Consider the following 18,682-nt stretch of genomic DNA (forward strand, 5'->3'; position numbering starts at 1 on the left):
GTTGTTCCTATCAGGCACGCCGTACCACCACGCTGCCAGCACTATAACCGGCACCGAAGGAGCAGATCACTCCGCTGTCGCCGACGGACAGGTCATCGCGATGCAGGTGAAATGCAATGATCGAGCCCGCCGAGCTGGTGTTGGCATAGCGGTCGAGGATCACCGGCGCCACGCGCTCGTCGGGGTCGTACCCCAGCACGCGACGCGCGATCAGGTCGTTCATGTGGCGGTTGGCCTGGTGCAGCCACAGGCGTGTTAGGTCATCGCCGGTGAGGCCGAGGCTCTGCAGGTGATCGCCGATCAACGCCGCCACCATGGGGCACACCTCCTTGAAGACCCGCCTGCCCTCCTGCAAGAACAGCTTGTCCACGGCCAGCGGATCGGCCTCGGTGACCCGATTGAGGAAGCCTGAGTTGTTGCGGATGGCATTGGAGAAGCGCGTCACCAGGCGCGTGCCGAGGATCTCGAAGCGTGACTCGGCGCGGGCCAGGTCATCGCGCTCCAGCACGATGGCGGTGCAGGCGTCGCCGAAGATGAAGTGGCTGTCGCGGTCACGGAAGTTGAGATGTGCCGAGCAGATCTCGGGGTTGACCACCAGCGCACGACTGGCGTTGCCGGCGCGGATGGCGTTGGCCGCCGTCTCGATGGCGAAGGTCGCCGAGGAGCAGGCCACGTTCATGTCGAAGGCGTAGCCGCCGGCGCCGAGCTCGGCCTGCAGCTCCACCGCCAGCGCCGGATAGGGGCGCTCCAGGTTGGAGCAGCCGACGATCACCAGGTCGATATCGGTGGCCGCCACGCCGGAGCGCTCCAGCGCCTCGCGGGCGGCACTGGCGCCCATCTCGCACTGGATGGAGGGCTCGTCGTTGGCGCGCTCGCGCAGCCGGGGACGCATGCGTTCGGGGTCGAGGATACCCTCGGCATCGAGCACATGGCGACTGTGAATGCCCGACGCCTTGACGATGAACTCGCTGCTTGAGTGCGCCAGGGGCTCGCGCTCCCCCGCCGCGATCGCCTCGGCACGGCGGACGTTCTCGGCGTCCACCCAGGCGTTGAACGAGGCCACCAGGGCGTCGTTGTCGATGCTGTGCGCCGGCGTGAAGAGTCCCGTGCCGGTGATCACCACTTGATTCATGCGCTTCTCCTTGCGGCGGCCGCGGCCACCCTGGTCGTCGCGACGACCGTCGCTACCGGGTGCTCAGCCGCGACCGGTGATTTCCGCCCAGCGCTTCTCGAGACGCTTGGCGGAGACCGGAAATGTCGTGCCCAACTGCTGGGCGAAGAGCGAGACACGCAGCTCCTCGATCCACCAGCGAAATTCGGCAAGCTCGGGCGGCACCATCCCGCCGCGCCGCTCGCTCGCCAGGCGTGCCTCGAGGCGCGCCTCGAACGCCTGGACCTCCTGCATGTGCATCTGGTCACGATTGCGCTCCCGCGGGGCCTTCTCCAGGCGAATCGCCGCCGCCTCCATATAGCGAGGATACGCTTCCAGCCACTCCCCCGCCTCAGCGATGAAGCCGGGGTGCACCAGGCGCGCCATCTGCGCCTTGAGGTCAGCGTAGACCAGCGCCAGTGCCAGGTTGAGATTGCCCTTCAGCGCCTTGGTCACGGCCAGGTGCCCCTTGAGGGCCTCCTCGAGGAGGCCCAGCAGGCGATGCGCCTCTGGCAGCAGCGCCTCTCGCCCCTGGGCCAGGCGCGTCTCGAGCTCGCCACTGGAGCGCGGCAGCGGATCCACCGCCAGCGTGCCGGCGAACACCGCGCGCACCAGGTCATCGGCGAGCTGGCGCCGGCTGCCCACCTTGGCGAACAGCAGCGCACAGGTCTCCACGCCCTTGAGGCGCTCGATCTCACGCACGACCTGGGACAGTTCGCGCATGGCCAGGGCCACCACGCCATCGCGGTGGGCCCGATGTGCCTTGTCGGGATGGTCGAGGAGCTCCACCCGGAAGGCCTCGCCGTGGGGCACTAGGGCCGGGAAGGCCTCGACCCGGATGCCCGCCTGGGTGGTCACCCGCGACTCGGGAAGCCCCTCGGCGGGCAGTGTCTCCAGGTCATCGGCCGCGCTCGCCTGCCGGGCGAGGGCCCGCGCGCCCTCCCCCGCGGCGGCCTCGAAGCGTCGCTCCAGCTCGCGGGCATCGCGGCCCTGCCCCAGCGGCTCCCCGGCGTGATCGACCACGCGCAGGTTCATCACCAGGTGCGGCTCGAGCTGGTCCAGGCGCCAGTCATCGGGATGCACGCGGACCCCGGTGCGGCGGCGCAGGAACTCCCCCAGCGCCTCGCTCAGCGGTACGTCATCGGGCACCATGGTCTCCAGGGCCGCATCGACCCAGTCGGGGATCGGCACCACCTGGCGGCGAATCGCCTTGGGCAGCGACTTCATCAGGGCGATGCACTTCTCGCGCAGCAGGCCCGGCACCAGCCACTCCAGGCGGGCCAGGGGCAGCTGGGGCAGCATCGCCGCCGGCACCGTGAGGGTCACGCCGTCGTCCACCGCGCCGGGCTCGAAGTGGTAGCCGAGCGGGTAGCGCACGCCGTTGAGCGTGAGCTCGTCAGGGTAGTCCGCCTGGGTCACCTCGCCGGCCTCCCGGGCCAGCAAGGCGGCACGGTCGAACTTGAGGATATCGGGATTCTCGGCCTCGGCCCGCTTGCGCCACGCCTCGAAGCCCTTGCCGTTGTGGATCTCGGCGGGGAGTCGCTCGTCGTAGAAGGCGAAGAGGGTCTCCTCGTCCACCAGGATGTCACGCTTGCGGGCGCGATCCTCGAGGTCCTCGACCTCCTCGATCAGCGCCCGGTTGTGGGCGAAGAACTCGCCGCGGGTGCGGAACTCGCCCTCCACCAGGGCCCGGCGGATGAACAGCTCGCGGGCCTCCGCCGGGGCGATGGCCCCGTAGTGCACCCGGCGTCCGCTGACGATGGGCAGCCCGAACAGGGTGACCTGCTCGGTGGCAACCACCTGGGCACGTTTCATCTCCCAGTGGGGCTCGGCGTAGCTGCGCTTGACCAGGTGGCCGGCCAGCGGCTCGATCCAGCGCGGGTCGATCCGGGCCACGCTGCGGGCGAAGAGCCTGCTGGTCTCGACCAGTTCGAAGGCCATCAGCCACTTGGGGGACTTCTTGGCCAGCCCCGAGCCCGGATGGATGACGAACTTGCGGTTGCGCGCCCCCAGGTACTCGCGGTTCTCGGTGAGCAGGCCGAGATGCGAGAGCAGCCCCGGCAGCAGCGCGCGATGCAGCGCCACGCTACTCTGGCGGCGTGCCTCGCGGGCGGCCTCCGTCGGCTCGCCGTCCTCGGTCTCGGGGAGGGGCGCCGGCGGCGGCACCTCGATCTGCATGTCGCGCAGCAACTGGCGCAGCTGGCGGAAGGTGTCGTGCCACTCGCGCATGCGCAGGTAGTTGATGTAGCGCTCCTTGCACCAGCGCCTGAGCTGGTTGCCGGAGAGCGACTCGCGCGCCGCCTCGAAGCCCTGCCAGAGGTTGAGCAGCGCCATGAAGTCGGACTCGGGGTCCTGCCAGCGGCGGTGGGCCTGGTCGGCGGCCTGGCGCTTCTCCGCCGGGCGCTCGCGGGGGTCCTGCACCGCCAGCCCCGCGACCACGATCAGCACCTCGCGCAGCCCGCCCTGCTCGGCGCCGGCCAGCACCATGCGCGCCAGGCGCGGGTCGATGGGCAGGTGGGCCAGCTTGCGCCCGATGGGGGTCAGGTGCTGGGCCTGGTCCACCGCGCCCAGTTCGAACAGCAGCTTGAAGCCGTCGGTGATGAAGCGTGCGTCCGGCGGGTCGACGAAGGGGAAGTCCTCGATGTTGCCGAGCTTGAGCGACAGCATGGAGAGGATCACCGAGGCCAGGTTGGTGCGCCGGATCTCGGGGTCGGTGAACTCGGGCCGAGCGAGGAAGTCCTCCTCGTCATACAGGCGAATGCAGACGCCCTCGCTGATCCGCCCACAGCGGCCCTTACGCTGGTTGGCGCTGGCCTGGCTGATCGGCTCCACCGGCAGGCGCTGGATCTTGGAGCGGTAGCTGTAGCGGCTGATGCGCACCAGGCCGGGGTCGATCACATAGCGGATGCCCGGCACGGTGAGCGAGGTCTCGGCGACATTGGTGGAGAGCACGATGCGCCGTCCGGCGTGGGGGGCGAAGACCCGGTTCTGCTCGGCGTTGGAGAGCCGCGCATAGAGCGGCAGGATCTCGGTGCCGCGCAGCTCGGCACGGCGCAGGGTGTCGGCGGTCTCGCGGATCTCGCGTTCGCCGGGCAGGAACACCAGCACATCGCGAGGGCCATGGCGCCAGCCCTTGTCGCGCTCGATCCGCTCGATCTCCTCCACGGCGTGGAGGATGCCCTCCTGCAGGGTGCGGTCCTCCTCGTCATCGGCGTCGCGCACCAGCGGGCGGTAGTGCACCTCCACCGGGTAGGTGCGCCCGGAGACCTCCACCACCGGCGCCGGCCTCGCCTCCCCCGCGGGCCCGGGCAGCGCGAAGTGCGCGGCGAAGCGCTCCACGTCGATGGTCGCCGAGGTGATGATCACCTTGAGGTCGGGCCGGCGCGACAGCAGGCGCCGCAGGTAGCCGAGCAGGAAGTCGATGTTGAGGCTGCGCTCGTGGGCCTCATCGATGATGATCGCCTCGTAGCGGGTGAGGTCCGGATCGTGGCGGGTCTCGGCGAGCAGGATGCCGTCGGTCATCAGTTTGACCAGGGTGTCATCGCCGCTCTGGTCGGTGAAACGCACCTGGTAACCCACCTGCTCACCCAGCGGCGTCTCGAGCTCCTCGGCCAGGCGCGTGGCCACCGAGCGGGCCGCCAGCCGCCGCGGCTGGGTATGGCCGATCAGCCCGCGCCGCCCCAGGCCCAGCTCCAGGCAGAGCTTGGGCAGCTGGGTGGTCTTGCCGGAGCCGGTCTCGCCGGCCACCACCACCACCTGGTGGTCACGCAGGGCCGCCAGGATATCCTCGCGACGCTCCACCACCGGCAGTTCGGGCGGGTAGTTGAGCGTCACCGGCCGCGCCGTGCGGCGCGCCACCAGGCCGGCCGAACGGGCCATGGCCTTCTCGACCTCGGCCAGGCCGCGGTCCACCGGCTTGCCCTCCTGCAGGCGGCGCGCAAGCCCCTTGAGGCGCTTCTCCAGGGTCGAACGGTCGCGCAGCAGCACGTCGCCGAGCCCGCGGCGCAGCTGGTGCAGGCGGTCGGCATCGGACAGGCGTTGGGGGGTGGCGGCGTGGGTCTCGTCGGACACGGCGACTCCGGTCAGGGCTGACAATAACGCCCGCGCCGGGGGCTCCGGCGCGGGCGCTTCATTGTAACGCCGCGGCCATGGCGGCGGCCAATCATGGCCATTGAAACATGAGCTATCGCAGTTACCCGTACCAAGGGGCGCTGGGGACAAGTCGTAGAGGAGGTCCGAGGACCAGGGATGGCCGAGGTAGCGTACAGGGAAGTATTTACAGCGCCTCCTCGTAGGCTTGTCGCCAGATCAGCCCCGAGCCAACAAGCTGCCTACTTCGCCCCGCTCGCCTTCTCCCGCTCCTCGTCGCGGAGCTGGCGACGCAGCACCTTGCCCACATTGGTCTTGGGCAGCTCGTCACGAACCTCGACGGTGCGCGGCACCTTGTAGCCGGTGAGCTCCTTCTTGCACCAGGCCCGCAGCGCCTCGGCGTCGATCTCGGCGCTGCCACGGGGCACCACGAACAGCTTGATCGCCTCGCCGCTGGCCTCGTCGGGAATCCCCACCGCCGCCGACTCCAGCACGTCGGGGTGCTGGGCCACCACGTCCTCGATCTCGTTGGGATAGACGTTGAAACCCGAGACCAGGATCATGTCCTTCTTGCGGTCGACGATGCGGATATAGCCGTCCTCCTGGAGCACGGCGATATCGCCGGTATGGAACCAGCCCCCCGCGTCGATCACCTGGGCAGTCTCGTCATCGCGATTCCAGTAGCCCTTCATCACCTGGGGCCCCTGAACGCAGAGCTCGCCCGGCTCGCCGAAGGCCAGGTCATTGCCGTCGGCATCCACCACCTTGACCCGGGTGCCGGCCACCGGCTTGCCGATGGTACCCAGCTGGATGGCATCCACCGGGTTGAAGCTGACCACCGGCGAGGTCTCGGTGAGCCCGTAACCCTCGGCGATATCGCAGCCGGTGACCTGCTTCCAGCTCTCGGCCACCGCCTTGGTCAGCGCCATGCCCCCGGAGATGGTCAGGTGCAGCCGGGAGAAGTCCAGGGAGCGGAAGTCGTCGCGGTGGCACAGCGCGTTGAACAGGGTATTGAGCCCGATGAAGGCGGTGAAGGGCACCTTGCGCAGCTCCTTGACGAAGCCCGGCAGGTCACGCGGATTGGTGATCAGCAGCGAATGGTTGCCGGTCTCCATCAGGAACAGGCAGTTCACCGTGAAGGTATAGATGTGGTAGACGGGCAGCGGTGCGACCACCACCTCATGGCCGTGATCGAGCCCGGGGCCGATGGCCTGGCCGGCCTGCAGCATGTTGGCCACCAGGTTGCGGTGGGTGAGCATGGTGCCCTTGGCAAGCCCGGTGGTGCCGCCGGTGTACTGCAGCGCGGCAACGTCGTCGAGGTCACGCTCCACATCACGATGCTGGCGCGCGGCGCCCTCCTTCAGGGCCCGACGCAGCGGCGTGTGGCCGGGAAGGCGGAAGGCCGGCACCAGCTTCTTGACATGCTTGACCACCAGATTGATCAGCGGCCTTCTGGGGAAGTCATGCAGGTCGCCAAGCTCGGTCACCACCACGTGCTGGATATCGGTGCGCTCGAGGATCCTCTCGAGCTTGTCGGCCATGTTGGCCAGTATCACGATCGCCTTGGCACCGGCGTCCTTGAACTGGTGGGCCATCTCCCGCTCGGTATAGAGGGGATTGGTGTTGACCACCACCAGGCCGGCACGCATGGCGCCGAATACCGCGACCGGAAACTGCAGCACGTTGGGCAGTTGAATGGCGATGCGATCGCCTGGCTGCAGGGGGGTCTCGTGCTGCAGCCAGGCCGCGAAGTCGCCGGAGAGGCGATCCAGGTCGGCGAAGCTCAACGTCTGACCCATGCAACTGAAGGCCGGCTTGTCGGCATACTTGCCCACCGCGGCGTGGAAGATATCGGTGACCGAGCGGTAGGCCTCCATGCCGTCGAGCTCGGGGCCTTCGAGAATGGGGGCCTGGGCATGTTCACTCATGACGTGTCTCCGCAATATCGCCGATGCGCCATCGACGCTTGTTGTTGTCCCGGGGCTACCTTACTACCACGCCCGGCGCGCTGTAAAACGATCGATTCAAACTATCGTTTACATGCTCGAACCGGCGGCTATTCCAGCGACAATGCCGACGCCTCGCGACGGCCGAAGCGTGCCTGGATCAGGCCATCGCGCCACACCAGCAGCTCGCCGGGCGCCATGCGCTCCCACTCCTCGTTGTCGGTCAAGGGCTCGGTGGCGACCACCGAGACGACGTCGTGGGTGGTGGTGTGCTCGGCGAAGTTGACCGTCAGTTCCGCGTCCGACAGGCTCGCCCTGCCGAAGGGCGCGCGCCGGGTGATATGCGCCAGCTTCGTCGAACAGAAGGTGTAGAGATAGTCCCCGTCGGCGAGCAGCAGGTTGAACACGCCCAGGCCGCGCAGCCGCTCGCAGAGCTGGTGCAGCAGCCGCCACAACCCCTGGCGCTGCTCGTCGTTGCCGGGCCGCTCGGGAAAGCGCCGACGCAGCTCGCCCAGCAGCCAGCAGAAGGCGTGCTCGCTGTCGGTGTCGCCGACTGGCCGGTAGGAGGTCAGCGGCAGCGACTGCCAGCCGGCGAGCTGGCCGTTGTGGGCGTAGCACCAGGGCTGGCCCCACATCTCGCGCACGAAGGGGTGGGTGTTGGCCAGGCGCACCTGCCCCACGTTGGCCTGACGGATATGGCTGATCACGATATGCGACTTGATCGGGTAGTCGCAGATCAGCCGGGCGATGGGCGAGCGCACCGAGGGGTGCGGGTCGCGGAAGTCGCGATAGCCGCCCTCCTCGTAGAAGGCGATGCCCCAACCGTCGCGGTGCGGCCCGGTCCCCCCGCCACGGTGCAGGAAGCCGGTGAAGCTGAAGCAGATATCGGTCGGCACGTTGGCGCTCATGCCCAGCAGTTCACACATGGGGATCCTCCCGATGGGCGCGGCGTCGCTGCTGGCGACGACCGCGCAGCATAAGCAGCAATAGTGCCATCAGCAGCAGGCCTCCGGCCACGGCCCAGGCCAGCGGCCGAGTGGCCAGTGCCGTGAGGCTCGGCAGCCAGCTCGTGCGCCAGCGCTCGACAGCGGCCGCGACGAGCTCGTTGAGGGTGGCGACGAAGCGCTCCACGGCGCCGCCGGGGGCCGCATCACCGACGCGACCGGCGCTGAGGTCCTGGTGGAAACGCTCGGCGGAGAGGTCGCCATCCGCGGCGGCCAGGTCGAGGCCGGTGGCCGACTCGGCAAACAGCACCAGGCGTGGCAGGCGCAGCGCGTGGGTCTGCTCCCCCAGGCGCACCTCGGCGCCCAGCAGCAGCGGCTGGCTGACGCTGTCGTCCAGCTCGGGGAGCGCGATCGACCAGCGCCGCTCGCCCAGCGGCTCGACGGCGAGGCGATCACCGGCGAGCTCCGCCCAGGGGCGCGTATTGTCGTGACCCAGCTCGGGGTGACGCGCCGCCAGCACCACCCGCCGCGCCTCGGGCTCATGGCTGGCCACCAGGGGAGCCAGCAGGTTGATCGCCTGGACGCGCTGTCGGACAAAACCCTCGGCCTCGGCGCTGATCACCAGGCTGGCGGTGCCGGGCAGCGAAGGAGGCGGCAGCACCCCGCGGAAGCGCTCACCTTCACGCGCAAGCGGCGTCGCCGACTGCACCTCACCGTCGTCGGCGATGAGTTCGGCGCGCAGTGCGAGCCCCTCGAGTTCGCCATCGAAGGGCAGGCCATTGCGCGCAAGCCACGCCTCCACCGGCAACGGGAAGCCCAGGAAGGCCGTGGCCGGCAACGGGGCGGTGCGCAGGGCCAGCGCCGAGGCCACCCCGATGCGGCTCCGGGGGGCGATCTCGCCCTGCACCCGCCACTCGCCCGGCATGGGCTCGGGCACCCGCAGCAGGTCGAAGCGCGGCTCCACCTGCCAGCGCCCGCCCGGGGGCGGCGTGGCCACGCGATACTCGCTGCCATCCGGGGCCACCAGCACCAGCGGCTCGGCGCCCGGGTCGTGGAAGAGCAGCGCCGAGAAGGACTCGATGCCCGGCTCGATGCGAAAGCGCCCGCTCTCCAGGGGGATGCGGTCGGCGGGAAAGATGCGTTCGACGATATCCAGGAAGGCACCCAGCAGGCTCTCGGGCGAGGCCACCAGGGCCGGCAGGCCACCGGTCGTGCGCGAGAGGGATTCGACCAGCGCCATGTCGGCCTGGTCGGAGAAGGCGATGGCGTGGACGATCACGCCCTCGTCGGCCAGGCGCGGCGCCAGCTCATCGAGCAGTCGACGGCGCGAGGCGTCATCCACCTCGGGCTTGGCGCCACGCGACGGCGGCAGGTCGATCACCCCATCGGTGAGCAGCACCAGATGACGCCAGCCATCCGCCTCGGCGGCCGCGGCGCGGCGCACCGCGGCCTCGATATCGGTATAGGGCTGCACGCCCGCCAGGGCGGGACGCAGGGCCCGGGCCCGAGCGCGCCAGTCGGTATCCACCTCGCCCGGTGCGAGCGGGTTGGCCACCGTCTCGCCGAATGTCCACACGCCGGCAGCGGTCCCCTCGGGCAGCAGCGACACCAGCAGCTCCAGGGCACTAGCACTGAGCCGGTCGGGGTCATTGGCGCGCATGCTGCCGGAGACATCGATGATCACTCGAACCTCGGGGCGTCCCTCCACCGCCTGCGCCAAGGCGGCATGGGCCGGCATCAGGCACAGGCAGACGAGCGCCAGCCAGCCGCCGACACACCGTCCTGCGAAGCCCCAGGCTCTGCTGGCCATCCTGGCCTCCTTGTTCAATCACCCCGGCCGATCACCCTTAGCCGATCACCGGCTCCCGGCGCTCGGCACCACGCCGATCGCCTGCATCATCTTCCTGCTCCTCCCTGACGCTTGCCACGCCGCGCCGCCTGCCGCGCCACCACAGCAGCAACCCGAAGGCGGCACCCAGCCCGGCGCCCAGCAGCGTCAGGGTCAGGGCCGGCATCAGCGCCCCGGCATTGCGCTCGAGGAAGGCCACCGTCGCCACGACCACCGCCGGCGCCAGACCGGTGTAGACATCCCCCTCCTCGAGCAGCGGCAGGCGGAAGCGCGCCGGCATCCACATCACACCCGCGACCAGCCAGGTGATCGGCAGCCGCAGCAGTCGGGGCAGGAAGGCCAGGCCCAGGTAGCCGGTGAGCAACACCACCAGCGACAAGACGCCGTAGCTCAGCCATAGTAGGCTCATCGATTCGGTAATAGGCATTGCCACCTCACTTTTCTCTCATCCGAGTATGGTACATCTCGCGCCATGAAAGCACAGCCGCCGCAGCACCCCGAGCGCCCCCTTTCCTCTCCGATTGCCCGCTTCCGTCGCCCGGACGACCCCGAGTGGCACTGGCTGGAGGAGCGCGAGGACTCGCGGGTCGCCGGTTTCCTGGAGGCCGCCAACCGCGAATGCGATGCCTGGTTCGCGCCACTGGAGGCACTGGTCGAGCGCCTCTATCACGGCCACCTGGCGCGTCGCGAGCTCGCCGTCCATGGCCTGCGCACCCCGCTTGACCACTATACTTACTGGAGCGAGACCGCCGCCGATGCCGACTACCCGGTATGGTGGCGCCACCCCAACGGCAAGCCCGGCCGCGCCGCGCCCTTCCTCGATCTCGAGGCCCGCGCCACGGCCCATGACTTCCTCGAGCTCGGCGACATGGCCCTGTCGCCCGACGAGCGCTGGCTGGCCTGGACCGAGGACACCACCGGCGACGAGATGTTTGACCTCTTCCTGGCCCGGCTCCCGGACGGCGAGCCGGTGCGCCTGCTGGAGGGCATCGGCGCCGAACTGAGCTGGGCCGAGGACAATGCCACCCTGCTGTTCACCCGCTACGACGCCACCCAGCGCCCCGAGAGCGTGTGGCGCCTGGGGCTGGCCGAAGGCGAGGCGGACGAGCCCGTGCTGGTGCTGCGCGAGGAGGACCCCGAGTTCTGGCTGGGGCTGGGCAAGACCCGTTCCCGGGAGTGGCTGGTGCTGGAGAGCGCCTCCAAGGACACCAGCGAGTGCCACCTGATTCCGGCCCGGTCCCCGGCCACGCCGCCGCGCTGTTTCCGCCCCCGGGAGAGCGGCGTGGAGCTCGCCCTGGACCACCGTCCCGGCCACTTCTACCTGCTGCACAATCGCGGCGCGCCCCATTTTCGCCTCGACCGGTTGGCGGAATCGCACCTCGCCAGCGCCGCCGACGCCGAGCGCTGGCAGCCGCTGGTCGCCCACCGCGACAATCATACCCTGGAGGGGGTCGACGCCTTCGACTGGGGGGTGGTGATCACCGAACGCGACCATGACGAGGCCCAGGTGCACCTGAGGGTCATGGAGTTCGACCCCGACCACGCCGTTACCCGGGACGAGCGGCTGCCGCTGCCGGAGACGCCCTGCAGCCTGGCGCTGGGCGACGAGCCCCACTTCGACAGCCGCCGCCTACGCCTGCGCGAGGAGTCCTTCGTGCTGCCGGTCAGCTGGATCGAGCACGACCTGGACAGCGGGGCGCGCCGCCTGCTCAAGCAGCAGCCGATCCACGGCGACCTAACGCCCGAGCAGCTGACCTGCGAGCGGCTCTGGGCGACCTCCCACGACGGTGAGCGCATCCCGGTCTCGGTGGTGATGCGCGCCGACCTGGTCGGTCACCCGCTCCCGACCCTGCTCTACGGCTACGGCGCCTACGGCGAGGTGCTCGACCCCTGGTTCTCGGTGGCCCGCCTGGAGCTGCTCTCCCGCGGCGTCGCCTTCGCCGTGGCCCATGTGCGTGGCGGCGGCGACCGCGGAGAACCCTGGTACCTGGCCGGCAAGCTCGAGCACAAGGCCAACAGCTTCCGCGATTTCCTGGCCGCGCGTGACGCCCTGGTGGAGCACGGCATCGGCGACGGCGAGCGCATCGCCGCCTACGGCGCCAGCGCCGGCGGCCTGCTGGTCGGCGCCAGCCTCAACCTGGCGCCGGAGGCCTTCTGCGCGGCGGTGCTCGACGTGCCCTTCGTGGACGTCCTGCGCACCATGGAGAACCCCGACCTGCCGCTGACCACCGCCGAATACACCGAGTGGGGCAACCCCGACGACCCCGATGCCCGGCGGCGCATCGGCGCCTACTCGCCGCTGGACAACCTCGCCGAGGCCCCCTACCCCACGCTGTTCCTGCAGGGCAGCTGGCACGACACCCGGGTGCCCTACTGGGAGCCCGCCAAGCTCTACGCGCGCCTCACCGAGCTGGGCTCCGCCCGCGGGCCGGTGCTGTTGCGCACCGACATGGCCGCCGGCCACGGCGGTGCCTCGGGGCGTTTCAAGGCGTGGCACGACGGCGCCCGCCAGGACGCCTACATCCTCTGGGCGCTGGGCGTGGTGCCTCTCGAAGGCTAGCCTGCTACACAACAGGGGGGAGCCGAGGGCTGCCCCCCGGGACAATCAATCGATGGGGATCACCGCGATGATATGGTCCTCGTACTGCTCCTCGGGGACCCCGCGGCTGGAGACGGCGAAGCTGCGCACGCTGACGCCCTTGCGATGGACTCGCTCGGGGTCGCCGCTGAGCAGCGGATGCCAGGCGGCCAGCTTGCGCCCCTCGGCGACCCGACGATAGGCGCAGGAGTGAGGCAGCCAGCGAAACTCGTCCACCCGCTCCGGGGTCAGCCGGGTACACTCCGGCACCCGTTCCAGACGATTGGGATAGTCGCTGCAGCGGCAGCTGTGAATATCCAGCAGCTCGCAGGCCAGGTTGAGCACCGCCAGTTCGCCGGTCTCGTCGTCCTGGAACTTGAGCAGGCAGCACTGGCCGCAGCCATCGCAAAGCGCCTCCCACTCCTCGGCGGTGAGCTCCTCGAGGGGATACTGCTCCCAGAACCGCTCTCGCATCAGTACCTCGCCTCGGTGGGGGTGCGGTAGAGATCCAACAGGTACTCCTCCTTGGCCGGCGGCATCTGCAGGTAGAACCCCTTGTCGCGGATCGCCTGCATCACCTCGGCGGCGCTGGCGCGGCCCAGCCGCTTCTCGGGACTGAGGATCAGCGTCATGGCCGGCTGCGGCTTGCCGAAGCGCTCAAGCAGCGGCGCGGGGACGCGTTCCACGCCCTCGCGCTTGTCGACGAAGAGATACATCCCCTCCATGCGCGGGCTCTTGAACACCTGGCACAGCAACCGGTTGCCGGACATGCGGTCGTCACTCATCGGGGCAACTCCTCGAGGGCCTGAGTCAGGCCGGCATTCAGGCGCTCGCCGCGCCAGCCTTCGGGCAACGGCAGGGCCTCCCCCTCCAGGTGGGCGGTGAGCAGCGCCTCAAGGTCGCGGCGGCGCAGCAGCACCTCCGGGGCCAGGCCCAGGGCCTCGGCCTCGGCGTTGACCACCTTCTTCAGCGCCTTGATACCGCGCTTGAACTCGGGCGCCATGGGCGACGGCAGCTCGCGCGGCAACTCGCCCTCATCGAGGTGACGAGCCTCGGCTACCAGGGCCAGCAGGGTATCGCCGTCGCGCTTGACCAGGCTCGGCTTGACGTCCTCGATGCGCGCCAGCTCGTGGCGATTCCCGGGCATCGCCTCGGCGATGGCGAACAGCACCCGGTCGTGGACCAGCCAGCCCCGCGGCAGGTTGCGGGCACGCGCCTCACCCTCACGCCAGGTGGTCAGCCGTCGGTAGGCCTCGATCTGACGAGGCGCCAGGCGCCACAGCTGGCGCTGACGCAGGTACCACTGGCCGTCGGCGGCCAGGCTGCGCTCGGCCTGGGCCAGCATCGCCTCACCGTCGGCGGCCAGCCACTCGCGGCGCCCCAGGCGCTCGAGCTCGCGGCACTGCTGTTCCCACACCTGTACCAGGTAGACCACGTCCAGGGCGGCGTACTGGCGCTGGGTCTCGGAGAGCGGGCGCGCCAGCCAGTCGGAGCGGGTCTCGTCCTTGGGCAGGCTCTCGCCGACCCAGTGCTCCACCAGCTTCTGATAGCCCATGGCGGGGTTGTCGCCGAGCAGGCCCTGGGCAGCCTGGGTATCCACCAGCGGTCGCGGGGTCACCCCGGCCCAGCGCGTGAACACTTCCAGGTCCTCGCTTGCCGCATGCAGCAGCTTGCGCGGCCCCTCGGCCAGCAGGCGCCGGAAGGCATCGGTGCAGGCCACGGCCTGGGGGTCGACCAGCCAGGCCGGGCCTCCGGCGGAGAACTGGATCAGTGCCGGCACCGGGTAGAAGGTGTTCTCGCGGAAGAATTCGGTATCCAGGGCGATGACGTCGGCATCCATCACCGCCTCGCAGGCGGCATCCAGGGCCTCGGGGGTATCGATCCAGTGAATCTCGGGGGTCAGGGGCATCGGGGATCCGGTGGTGGTGAAAGGGGTAGCGTCAGGGTGGAATCAGTCGCCCTGGAAGGGCAGGCGGCCGTTGAAGGCGCGGCTCAGGGTGCCGCCGTCGACATACTCGAGCTCGCCGCCCATGGGCACGCCATAGGCCAGGCGCGACAGGCGCACGCCGTGGGCCATGAGCTGGGCGGCCATGTAATGGGCCGTGGCCTCGCCTTCCACCGTGGGGTTGGTGGCGAGGATTACCTCCTCGACGCCCCCCTCGGCCACGCGCGCCTCGAGGGCGTCGAGGCCCAGGTCCTCGGGGCCGATGCCGTCCAGGGGCGAGAGGTGGCCATGGAGCACGAAGTAGCGACCGCGATAGCCGCCGGCCTCCTCGATGGCGAGCTGGTCGGCGGGCGACTCCACCACACAGAGCAGGGCGTCGTCGCGACGCGCACTCTCGCACAGCGCGCAGACCTCCTCCTCGGTCAGGGTGCGGCAGCGCCGACAGTAGCCGACCCGCTCCAGCGCATCGTCGAGTACCGCGGCCAAGCGGCGCCCACCGTCACGGTCGCGCTCGAGCAGGTGCATGGCCATGCGCTGGGCGGTCTTGGGCCCCACGCCGGGCAGCACCCGCAGCGACTCCATCAACTTCTCGACGAGAGGAGAAAAACTCATAAAAGGGGTCTCATCTGGCACGAGCTGAAACGAGGCGTGCGAAGATCAGGCAAGGCAAAATTCCTCGAGGGCGCGGAGTTTACGGTAGTAAATGAGCACTCGAGAGGGATTTTAACGCCGCATGATCGAGCGCAGGCCGATTCAGCCGTGTCAGAACGGCATCTTGAAACCGGGCGGCAAGTTCAGGCCGGCGGTCGCCTCTTCCATCTTGGCCTTGGAGTTGGCCTCGACCTTGCGGACGGCATCGTTCACCGCGGCGGCCAGCAGGTCCTCGAGCAGCTCCTTGTCCTCTTCCATGACGCTCTGGTCGATGTCCACCTTGCTGATATCGTGGCGGCCATTCATGGTGACCTTGACCATGCCCGCGCCCGCCTCGCCCAGCACCTCGGCGCGGGCGACCTCCTCCTGGACGCGCTGCATCTTCTCCTGCATTTCCTGGGCCTGCTTCATGATGTTGCCCATTCCACCCTTGTTGAACATGGTGTGTCCTCTCTGGTTGTCTAATGTAGGTCGCCGGCGGGTTTCACCGTGGACTCGATCAGCCGGGCACCGAAGGCCTGCTGAAGTTGCTGTACATGGGGGTCACTCCCCAGCGCCTCAACCGCCCGGGCGTGACGCTGGGCGGCGAGGCGCTCGGCCTGCTGACGGGGCGTCTCGATGTCGGCCGGGATCTCGCCCTCCTCGACCACCAGGCGGCGTGGGACGCCGTGCTCGACCAGGGCCTGCTGCATGCGCTCGATATGGATCTCGGCACGCATGGCGGAGAGGGTCGGGTCGAGGCGCAGCCGCAGCCGCTCGCCGTCATCCTCCTCCACCACACAGCCGGCGGCCAGGTTGCGGGTCAGCCCCCCCAGGCCCAGCGCCTCGAAGCCGGTCAGCCAGTCGGCGTGGGTAAAGCGGCCATGTGCCGTGTTTGACACCCCCGCCGACTCGGGTTCCGCGGCATCGCGGCCCGGGGCCGGGCCTGCCGATGGCGCGGCTGGCGGCGTGGCGTCCACGACGGCTGCGGAGGTCTCGGCCGGTGCCGGGTCGATAGGCGGCGGAGGTGCCACCGCAGGCGCGGGGGCAGGCCGAGGCTCTGGCGATGCTGCCACCGGTTCCGGCGGCGGGACAGGCTCGGCGGGGGGCTCCCTCGATGGCGCCGCGGCCGTGTCGGCGGCAGGCTCGCTCGGCGGCGACGGCTCCCGGCGGGGCGCCTCCGGCGTCGGCTCGGTAGAGGCACCGGACGGCATCGCCTGGCCGGCCGCCGGCCCCCCCGGCTCGCCGCTGGCCGACGAGGAGCCGCCCTCCCCCGACACGGCGCGCAGCGGCAGTGGCGTCGCCGCCGGCCTGGGCACGCCCTGGGGGCGGAAGGCCAGCATGCGCAGCAGGGTCATCTCCAGCGCGGTGCGCAGGTCCGGGGCATTGGCCATGTCGCCGCGCCCCTGGATGCCAATCTGATAGTAGAGCTGCACGTCCTCGGCGGTAAACCGCGAGGCGAGTGCCAGCAGCGCCTCGCGATCCCCCTGGGCGTTGTCCAGGGCCTCGGGCACCATCTGGGCGATGGCCAGCCGATGCAGCACGCCGGTCACCTCGTCGAGCACGCCAGCGAAGTCCGGGGCGCGCTCGGCGAGATTCGCCACCTCGGCGAGCAGGCGCGCGGCGTCCACCTCGGCCAGGGCCTCGACCAGCGCCAGCACGTGCCGCTGGTCGAGGGTGCCCAGCATGGCCGCCACGTCGGCATGCTCGACGCGACCCTGGCCGAAGGCGATGGCCTGGTCGGTGAGGCTCATGGCATCGCGCATGGAGCCCTCGGCGGCACGCCCCAGCAGCCACAGGGCGCTCTCCTCGAAGGGCACCGACTCGGCCTCCAGCACCCTGGCCAGGTGCTCGACGATACGCTCCGGCGGCATGTGCTTGAGGGTGAACTGCAGGCAGCGCGACAGCACCGTGGGGGGCAGCTTCTGCGGGTCGGTGGTGGCCAGCAGGAACTTCACATGGGGCGGCGGCTCCTCCAGGGTCTTGAGCAGCGCATTGAAGCTGCTGGTGGAGAGCATGTGCACCTCGTCGATCAGGTACACCTTGTAGCGCCCCTGGGTCGGCGCGTACTGCACGTTGTCGAGCAGTTCGCGGGTGTCCTCGACCTTGGTGCGCGAGGCCGCATCCACCTCGATCAGGTCGACGAAGCGACCCTCGTCGATGGCCCGGCAGCTGTCGCACTCGCCGCAGGGGGTGGAGGTCACGCCCTCATCACCGCGGCCGCCGGCGGTGCAGTTGAGGCACTTGGCGAGGATGCGCGCCAGGGTGGTCTTGCCCACGCCGCGGGTGCCGGTGAACAGGTAGGCGTGGTGCAGCCGCCCCTGGTCCAGCGCATTGACCAGCGCACGCTGGACATGCTCCTGGCCGACCAGTTCATGGAAGGTGCGCGGTCGCCACTTGCGGGCCAGAACCTGATAGCTCATGCGGCGCGATATCCTTGCGAGAAAACGAAAGCCGGCAACGCCGGCATGAAGCCTTCATTCTAGCGCCCGGGGGGCGCCGCGGAAAGCGAGCCACGATGCCCGTCGCCAGCGTGCTGTGCTAGTCTGGCCGCCACTGGCCATTACAGGGACGACGACGCCATGAGCCAACCCCAAGACCCCGCCCACGGCATCTCATCGCTCACCTACGCGCAGGTCGCCGCCGCCGCCGAGAACCTGGAACAGCGTGGCGCCGAGCCGACGCTTGCACGGGTGCTGGAGCTGCTCGGCACCGGTTCGCCCAACATCGCCCAGCGCCACCTCGGCACCTGGCGTGACGCCCGGACTGCCCCGGAGCCGCCGGCCCCGCGCCTCCCCGCGGCGCTGATCGACGCCCTGGAACGGCAGCTGGCGGCACAGGCCGAACGCGGCCTGAGCGAGGGCCAGCGACTGGCCGACGAGGCGCGCGCCGACGCCTCCACCCTGGCCGAGATCGGCGAGGCCCTGGAGAGGCGCAACGTCGAGCTGGAGCAGCGCCTGGAACAGGCCGAGCGCGAACGCCAGGCCGCCGGCGAGCGTGGCAACACCCTGCAGTCCGAGCGCGATGACCTGCGCGACAAGCTGGAGCGTGAACAGCAGCTGGCCCGCGAGAGCCAGGAGGCCCTAGTGCAGCACCGCCAGCAGGTGGCCATGCTGCGCGAGCAACTGGAGGAGGCGCAGCAGGCGCGCCTGGCCGCCGAGCGCGAGACCCGCGGCATCGAGGAGGAGCGCATCAAGGCCGAGCGCGCCCAGGCGGTGGCCGAGAGCCAGCGCGACGGCGCCCTGGAGCAGGCGCGGGAGAAGGCCGAGCAGATCGGCCAGCTCAAGCGCGAGATGCAGGAGGAGCGCGCCCGCCAGCGCCAGGAGATCACCGAGATGCGAGCCGAGCAGAAGGCACGCCTGGATGCCGTGGAGCGGGCCAAGCAGGAGGCGCAGAAACAGGCCCAGGAAGCCGCCCAGCGCGCCACCAAGGCCGAGATCCGCGCCGAGGCGCTGCAGGCCACCCAGAGCGCCCTCAAGTCCCGCATGGACGCCATGCAGGTCCAGCAGCGCCAGCGCGGCATGCGCTCCCAGGGCGAGCGGGACTAGTCC

At 70.0% G+C, this 18,682-nt stretch carries 14 protein-coding genes; 2 read left to right on the plus strand and 12 right to left on the minus strand.

The annotated features are described in order from the left end of the window. Positions 1–10 precede the first annotated feature (10 nt). The 6 genes from RAN53_RS03340 to RAN53_RS03365 all read right to left on the minus strand — a co-directional run bounded on the left by RAN53_RS03340 (position 11) and on the right by RAN53_RS03365 (position 10,405). Positions 11–1,132, minus strand: a complete 1,122-nt coding sequence (locus RAN53_RS03340) for a beta-ketoacyl-ACP synthase III (RefSeq protein WP_305795395.1) — start codon at positions 1,130–1,132, stop codon at positions 11–13. Positions 1,133–1,195: 63 nt separating this feature from the next. After that, on the minus strand, positions 1,196–5,221 hold the full coding sequence (hrpA, locus tag RAN53_RS03345) for an ATP-dependent RNA helicase HrpA (protein WP_414842952.1): 4,026 nt from the start codon (positions 5,219–5,221) through the stop codon (positions 1,196–1,198). A 260-nt stretch (positions 5,222–5,481) separates the two neighbouring features. After that, positions 5,482–7,167 (minus strand): AMP-binding protein, encoded by a 1,686-nt coding sequence (locus RAN53_RS03350; RefSeq protein WP_305795396.1) that lies wholly within the window; start codon positions 7,165–7,167, stop codon positions 5,482–5,484. 128 nt (positions 7,168–7,295) lie between these two features. After that, positions 7,296–8,111, minus strand: coding sequence for a class II glutamine amidotransferase (locus RAN53_RS03355; RefSeq protein ID WP_305795397.1), 816 nt, complete (start codon positions 8,109–8,111; stop codon positions 7,296–7,298). After that, on the minus strand, positions 8,104–9,939 hold the full coding sequence (locus RAN53_RS03360) for a VWA domain-containing protein (RefSeq protein ID WP_305795398.1): 1,836 nt from the start codon (positions 9,937–9,939) through the stop codon (positions 8,104–8,106). The genes RAN53_RS03355 and RAN53_RS03360 overlap by 8 nt, the downstream gene beginning before the upstream one ends. 37 nt (positions 9,940–9,976) lie before the next feature. Next, positions 9,977–10,405 (minus strand): hypothetical protein, encoded by a 429-nt coding sequence (locus RAN53_RS03365; protein WP_305795399.1) that lies wholly within the window; start codon positions 10,403–10,405, stop codon positions 9,977–9,979. A 45-nt stretch (positions 10,406–10,450) separates the two neighbouring features. Here RAN53_RS03365 and RAN53_RS03370 point away from each other — a divergent pair, with 45 nt between their 5' ends. Beyond that, positions 10,451–12,538, plus strand: a complete 2,088-nt coding sequence (locus RAN53_RS03370; protein ID WP_305795400.1) for a S9 family peptidase — start codon at positions 10,451–10,453, stop codon at positions 12,536–12,538. A 45-nt stretch (positions 12,539–12,583) separates the two neighbouring features. Here RAN53_RS03370 and RAN53_RS03375 read toward each other — a convergent pair whose 3' ends face one another. The 6 genes from RAN53_RS03375 to dnaX form a co-directional block, all read right to left on the minus strand. Continuing rightward, the gene (locus tag RAN53_RS03375; protein WP_305795401.1) at positions 12,584–13,030 is read right to left on the minus strand and encodes a YcgN family cysteine cluster protein; all 447 of its coding nucleotides are present in this window, start codon (positions 13,028–13,030) and stop codon (positions 12,584–12,586) included. After that, complete coding sequence (locus RAN53_RS03380; RefSeq protein WP_305795402.1) at positions 13,030–13,341, minus strand: YcgL domain-containing protein; 312 nt, start codon at positions 13,339–13,341, stop codon at positions 13,030–13,032. Before RAN53_RS03380 ends, RAN53_RS03375 begins: the two co-directional genes overlap by 1 nt. Further along, positions 13,338–14,465: a ribonuclease D gene (gene rnd / locus RAN53_RS03385; RefSeq protein ID WP_305795403.1), complete on the minus strand. Its 1,128-nt coding sequence runs from the start codon at positions 14,463–14,465 to the stop codon at positions 13,338–13,340. Before rnd ends, RAN53_RS03380 begins: the two co-directional genes overlap by 4 nt. Before the next feature lie 42 nt (positions 14,466–14,507). After that, on the minus strand, positions 14,508–15,113 hold the full coding sequence (recR, locus tag RAN53_RS03390) for a recombination mediator RecR (RefSeq protein WP_305795404.1): 606 nt from the start codon (positions 15,111–15,113) through the stop codon (positions 14,508–14,510). Between the two features lie 150 nt (positions 15,114–15,263). Next, entirely contained in the window at positions 15,264–15,593 is a 330-nt protein-coding gene (locus RAN53_RS03395; protein WP_305795405.1) for a YbaB/EbfC family nucleoid-associated protein, read from the minus strand. 20 nt (positions 15,594–15,613) lie between these two features. Next, the gene (dnaX, locus tag RAN53_RS03400) at positions 15,614–17,554 is read right to left on the minus strand and encodes a DNA polymerase III subunit gamma/tau (RefSeq protein ID WP_305795406.1); all 1,941 of its coding nucleotides are present in this window, start codon (positions 17,552–17,554) and stop codon (positions 15,614–15,616) included. A 159-nt stretch (positions 17,555–17,713) separates the two neighbouring features. Here dnaX and RAN53_RS03405 point away from each other — a divergent pair, with 159 nt between their 5' ends. Further along, a complete protein-coding gene (locus tag RAN53_RS03405; RefSeq protein WP_305795407.1) occupies positions 17,714–18,679 on the plus strand; it encodes a DNA-binding protein in 966 nt (321 codons plus the stop codon). The last annotated feature ends 3 nt before the right edge of the window (positions 18,680–18,682 follow it).

Source organism: Halomonas sp. SSL-5 (assembly GCF_030708455.1).
GTDB lineage: Bacteria > Pseudomonadota > Gammaproteobacteria > Pseudomonadales > Halomonadaceae > Halomonas.

Coding starts and splice junctions, on each gene's coding strand:
- RAN53_RS03340 (WP_305795395.1), bottom strand. CDS start 1,132: ATGAATCAAGTGGTGATCACCGGCACGGGACTCTTCACGCCGGCGCAC.
- RAN53_RS03350 (WP_305795396.1), bottom strand. CDS start 7,167: ATGAGTGAACATGCCCAGGCCCCCATTCTCGAAGGCCCCGAGCTCGAC.
- RAN53_RS03355 (WP_305795397.1), bottom strand. CDS start 8,111: ATGTGTGAACTGCTGGGCATGAGCGCCAACGTGCCGACCGATATCTGC.
- RAN53_RS03360 (WP_305795398.1), bottom strand. CDS start 9,939: ATGGCCAGCAGAGCCTGGGGCTTCGCAGGACGGTGTGTCGGCGGCTGG.
- RAN53_RS03365 (WP_305795399.1), bottom strand. CDS start 10,405: ATGCCTATTACCGAATCGATGAGCCTACTATGGCTGAGCTACGGCGTC.
- RAN53_RS03370 (WP_305795400.1), top strand. CDS start 10,451: ATGAAAGCACAGCCGCCGCAGCACCCCGAGCGCCCCCTTTCCTCTCCG.
- RAN53_RS03375 (WP_305795401.1), bottom strand. CDS start 13,030: ATGCGAGAGCGGTTCTGGGAGCAGTATCCCCTCGAGGAGCTCACCGCC.
- RAN53_RS03380 (WP_305795402.1), bottom strand. CDS start 13,341: ATGAGTGACGACCGCATGTCCGGCAACCGGTTGCTGTGCCAGGTGTTC.
- rnd (WP_305795403.1), bottom strand. CDS start 14,465: ATGCCCCTGACCCCCGAGATTCACTGGATCGATACCCCCGAGGCCCTG.
- recR (WP_305795404.1), bottom strand. CDS start 15,113: ATGAGTTTTTCTCCTCTCGTCGAGAAGTTGATGGAGTCGCTGCGGGTG.
- RAN53_RS03395 (WP_305795405.1), bottom strand. CDS start 15,593: ATGTTCAACAAGGGTGGAATGGGCAACATCATGAAGCAGGCCCAGGAA.
- dnaX (WP_305795406.1), bottom strand. CDS start 17,554: ATGAGCTATCAGGTTCTGGCCCGCAAGTGGCGACCGCGCACCTTCCAT.
- RAN53_RS03405 (WP_305795407.1), top strand. CDS start 17,714: ATGAGCCAACCCCAAGACCCCGCCCACGGCATCTCATCGCTCACCTAC.